This is a genomic window from Kaarinaea lacus (genome assembly GCF_975902315.1).
Map to the genome: position 1 here is coordinate 1 of NZ_CDLKIE010000197.1, position 4,338 is coordinate 4,338.

The window sequence follows — 4,338 nt, forward strand, 5'->3', positions numbered from 1 at the left end:
ACCTCCACACCGGCAGTTTCAAGCACCTGTGCGAACATGGCGTCATACGCTGTCAGGCAGGCGAACTTTTCGCCCGCTTGTTTCATTTTTTTTAGCGTTGCTACGGTAACTTTTGGCATGGTAAAAACAGACCTTGTAACTAACTGGCTACGCTTACCCGCTACGCCTGTCAGGAAAAGGGACCGGATTAAAATAGTGCCTGCCACTTTTAATTTGAGTAATGCGCTGCAATAGAAGTTCAAAATCCTGCTGATTATTAACCAGGTCTATATCTGCCGCATTCACTATTAATAACGGCGCATCATTGTAGTAATAAAAATAACGGGTATAGGCATCCGCTAATTTTTCAAGATATGAAGATTCTATAAATCGTTCTACTTTTCTTCCCCGCTTGTGTACCCGCTCTATTAACGTAGAAACCGGGGCTTGCAGGTATATCACTAAATCCGGTTGCGGCACATCCAGAGTTACCGATGAGTATACTTGCTCGTATAAACGAAACTCATCATCGTCCAATGTTACTTGTGCGAATAAACGATCCTTCTCCATTAAAAAGTCAGCAATCCGTGTCGGGGCTGCAAACATGTCTGATTGGCGTAAATCCTGTAGCTGGCGTACCCGTTGAAACAGAAAAAATAATTGGGTAGGTAAAGCAGCGTGGCGGGGATTCTGGTAAAAGCGTTCCAGAAAGGGATTCTCTTCCGCTTCTTCCAGCAATGTTTCCGCACCTAAATGGTCAGCGAGGCGTCGGCATAAACTGGTTTTACCCACTCCGATTGGCCCTTCTACCACGATATAGCGCGGCTGTTCTGCGCTGCTCATATATTCTTAAAGCCTATGTTTTTGTTTCGTTATCGTTGTTATTAAAAGACGAGATACTGCCTAACATTTTCAAACCGCCCCGCTCACAGTTTTGTACCAATTTGCTAACAGCGCCGTGTCCAGGTACAACCAGCTCTGGTGCTATTTCTAATAGAGGATACAGGACGAACGCCCTTTCATACAGCCCCAAATGGGGAATTACCAGGTCTTCGGAATTGATTATTTTCTCACCAAATAACAGAATATCCAGGTCCAGCGTTCTCGCCGACCATCGTTGCCCGGTACGAACGCGGCCGTGTTTGTTTTCAATTGCTTGCAGTTCAACCAATAATTCATCAGGAACCAAAGAGGTAGCGATTTCAGCGACCGCATTGATATAGTCCGGTTGATCGGCAGGGCCCATGGGTGGGCTTTGATAAAGACTGGACGTTTTAATGAGCTGAACCTGATTCAGCGCCGCGATTTCAGCACAACCTCGAATCACCTGCTGCACAGGATCACTCAAATTACTCCCCAAACCAAGATAAACCGTCTCCATTACGATCGAGTTCGTGGTTATGAAGAGCTACGCTTCTTGCGTGGTCGGCGACCACGACGGCGGGGACCCTGTACTTTCTTCAACATGGTGGCTCGTGAGCTATCACTAACCTCCTGAAATTCCGTCCACCAATTGCACAGAGGTAACAAGTCCGGTTCCACCGACTCCCCGCGTAACAGGAGAAAATCATAGCCTGCACGAAATCTGGGAAGCGACAGCAAGCGATACGCGCGTTTGCCGCTGCGGTTATGCAGGCGTGGTTGTAATGACCAAATCTCGCGCGTCTGAATACCAAAGCGCTTCGGTAACGATACAAAGCCAACTTGTTGCGCGATAATCTCTGCTCCTGCCTGCTGATGCGCCTGTAGAGGTCGAGCACCATCCACAATATATTGTTCCGCCAGGTTTTGCATGGGGCGCCATAACATGATGGCAAACAGAAACGCGGGAGTTACAGGTTTACCTTGTGCAATCCGTGCATCAGTGTTTGTTAATCCCAGTCGTATAAGCGCATCAACATCATCGCTGGCCGGGTGCTCCGGATTCAGCAAAGCGGCCGTGAAGGGAAACAATTTATCAAACAGGGTGTATTTGCGTAATAAATCATAGGTAGCGACGGCATGACCGCTGAGAAAGAGTTTCAACACTTCCTCAAACAAGCGCGCCGGCGGCACCTGTGTTAAACGATCGGCGAGCTCATAAATAGGTGCCTCTGTTTCCGCCTCAATATTAAATCCCAACTTCCCCGCAAAACGTGCCGCTCTCAACATGCGAACAGGATCTTCGCGATAGCGTTGCTTTGGATCTCCAATAATACGGATTAGCCGGTTGTTCAAATCCTCCAGGCCGCCGGTATAATCAATGATGGTGAAATCCTGAATATTGTAATACAGAGCATTGATCGTAAAATCGCGACGCCACGCGTCTTCCTCTATGGTGCCGAACACGTTGTCCCGGATAAGCATGCCGTCACGCGTATGACGGTCCCTGGGCGCATCATCCTCGCTGTCGTTTTCATGTCCGCGAAACGTGGCAACTTCAATAATGTCTTTTCCAAAATGCACATGGACCAAACGAAAACGCCGCCCGATTAACCGACTGTTGCGAAACAGTTGTCCCGCATCTTCCGGCAACGCGTCTGTTGCAATGTCAAAATCTTTTGGATGCCGTTCCAGTAATAGATCGCGCACACCACCGCCCACGAGATAGGCATCGTAGCCTGCTTTTTTCAAACGGTAGAGAACTTTTAATGCGGGTTCGCAGATATTGCTACGCGAGACATTGTGTGCATCACGCTGCAAAACAATGGGTGTGTGTAATTTATTTTGGATTTTAGTTTCCAATGAATCTTTACTTCAAATACTGATTAACTGAGAGGCGACATCATTGTCACTCACGACAAGTCGTCAGCTCCCCGAAATCATATCCCTGATTTTCAGTTGATTTGTGCCAGCAACAGTATTGATATCTACCAAAAACTCGCGCCCTGCCCCTGGCTACCAACAACCAATTATTTCATATCCTGGTAGTCATTTATCCGACTAACCGACTTCTAAAATTCCCTAAACTATGGTTCATTGTATAGGTTAATGCCTAAACAACTTGCGCATTCTATGTCGATAATACGCTAAAAACAAATGAGATTGATTGATATATGTCGTTTCACTATATCGTTATAGGCCTTGACGCTTAACGAATTAACAACTCATGTACTACGTAAGTAAAAATATAAAAACTCCAACCCTTCCGCTACAAGGTTGTAGGTAGTGGATAAAAACCTTTCCGCTAATAATCGGTTGGCATAGCCTGTGCTTATTTTCTACCCAAAGTACAATATTCAAAACAAAAGAGAAGCAATATCGGGTTAGAGACACTATGGATTATTCTGAAAAGCGCGGATTTATTCGTATTAAAACTGATTCAAAAATCGAATACCGAGTGGTTGGGTCCAAAGATACCTTTTATGGTGAATGCATCAATCTGAGTGCTGGCGGAGTATTATTCACTAGTGAACACAACGTTGAGCCAGGTACATTAATGGAAATCTCTATCCAGCCTGAGCAGGTATTAGTGGCACCACTGGATGCTACGATAAAAGTAGTACGCACCAGGAGCAACTCGAACGGTAGTTATGCTATCGCTGGGCAGATTAAGGATCTGGTTTAAGAATCACGAATATCCGCCAACTTGAACCAACGCTTTAATGTCACTTAATATGACAGGTTAAACACAACGCACTACCCTGATTTGGACTCACGGCGTTGGGAAAATCCGTTTGCAATGACGCTGGAATACCGTTTGAGACTCGCAAGAATGTTGGATTATCCACGTTATGAGGATCATGGCAGGAACCGCATTCCACAAATGGTTGTTCGCCACCCGGAACGCCTGTCTCGGATTCCAGTCTTGTATACAAAATTACATCTGTACGATCTCGTCCACCGATATTAAGTGATGAGTCATTACGTTCAATCCACCACAAGGTCGTAATCGACGCATTCGGCGGCGCCGCCATTGTGTTCAATGTAAAGGCCTGTGGATGTAAATTTGGATTAGCGCCAGCAACGAAATCGGGATCTTCAGAAGGGCCTGATGGATTCTGAACACTTACGCCCCCACCGGCATATTGCATACTTACAGGATGGTCGTTTGATAAATCGGTAGTGAGATTCTGTACAATGTCTTCAACCATAGATCCCTGTATTCGAATGTCATCGCCAACTAAATTAGGACCAATTCGCTGCCCATCAGGATTATAGCCACCTGAACCCGGTGCATTAATGACCGAATCAATGGCTTGTGTACCGTCGTGACAGGATAAGCATGCGATAGTCACGGAGCCGACCGGCGCTTCAGTCGCGTCAAACGTGGTTGTCCCTAGCGATGAATAGCGAGTGTAAGATGCCGGATCATTTAAACGCCTGTTCCAGATAGGAACCGCCGCTGTATTGTCACCACCATGTGGGGTATGACAAAAC

6 protein-coding genes are annotated in these 4,338 nt (G+C 46.3%); 1 reads left to right on the forward strand and 5 read right to left on the reverse strand.

Annotated features, from left to right (window positions below; genetic code table 11):
• The 4 genes from ACWVCM_RS05850 to pcnB all read right to left on the reverse strand — a co-directional run.
• The coding region (locus ACWVCM_RS05850) for a 3-methyl-2-oxobutanoate hydroxymethyltransferase (protein ID WP_455200790.1) at positions 1-119 on the reverse strand (119 nt) is incomplete at its 3' end.
• A 34-nt stretch (positions 120-153) separates the two neighbouring features.
• Positions 154-822, reverse strand: coding sequence for a deoxynucleoside kinase (locus tag ACWVCM_RS05855; protein WP_455200785.1), 669 nt, complete (start codon positions 820-822; stop codon positions 154-156).
• Positions 823-835: 13 nt separating this feature from the next.
• A complete protein-coding gene (gene folK / locus ACWVCM_RS05860) occupies positions 836-1,360 on the reverse strand; it encodes a 2-amino-4-hydroxy-6-hydroxymethyldihydropteridine diphosphokinase (RefSeq protein WP_455200786.1) in 525 nt (174 codons plus the stop codon).
• Between the two features lie 17 nt (positions 1,361-1,377).
• Positions 1,378-2,703, reverse strand: coding sequence for a polynucleotide adenylyltransferase PcnB (gene pcnB, locus ACWVCM_RS05865; protein WP_455200787.1), 1,326 nt, complete (start codon positions 2,701-2,703; stop codon positions 1,378-1,380).
• 532 nt (positions 2,704-3,235) lie between these two features.
• On the opposite strand from pcnB, the gene ACWVCM_RS05870 reads away from it, so the two are divergent.
• The gene (locus ACWVCM_RS05870) at positions 3,236-3,526 is read left to right on the forward strand and encodes a PilZ domain-containing protein (protein WP_455200788.1); all 291 of its coding nucleotides are present in this window, start codon (positions 3,236-3,238) and stop codon (positions 3,524-3,526) included.
• 40 nt (positions 3,527-3,566) lie between these two features.
• On the opposite strand, the gene ACWVCM_RS05875 is transcribed toward ACWVCM_RS05870, so the two are convergent.
• Positions 3,567-4,338, reverse strand: a 772-nt coding sequence (locus tag ACWVCM_RS05875; protein WP_455200789.1) for a cytochrome c3 family protein, incomplete at its 5' end; no start/stop codon positions are given.

Bases quoted from the DNA above. Each gene is read 5' to 3' on its own strand.
- ACWVCM_RS05855 (WP_455200785.1), bottom strand. From the start codon at position 822: ATGAGCAGCGCAGAACAGCCGCGCTATATCGTGGTAGAAGGGCCAATC.
- folK (WP_455200786.1), bottom strand. From the start codon at position 1,360: ATGGAGACGGTTTATCTTGGTTTGGGGAGTAATTTGAGTGATCCTGTG.
- ACWVCM_RS05870 (WP_455200788.1), top strand. From the start codon at position 3,236: ATGGATTATTCTGAAAAGCGCGGATTTATTCGTATTAAAACTGATTCA.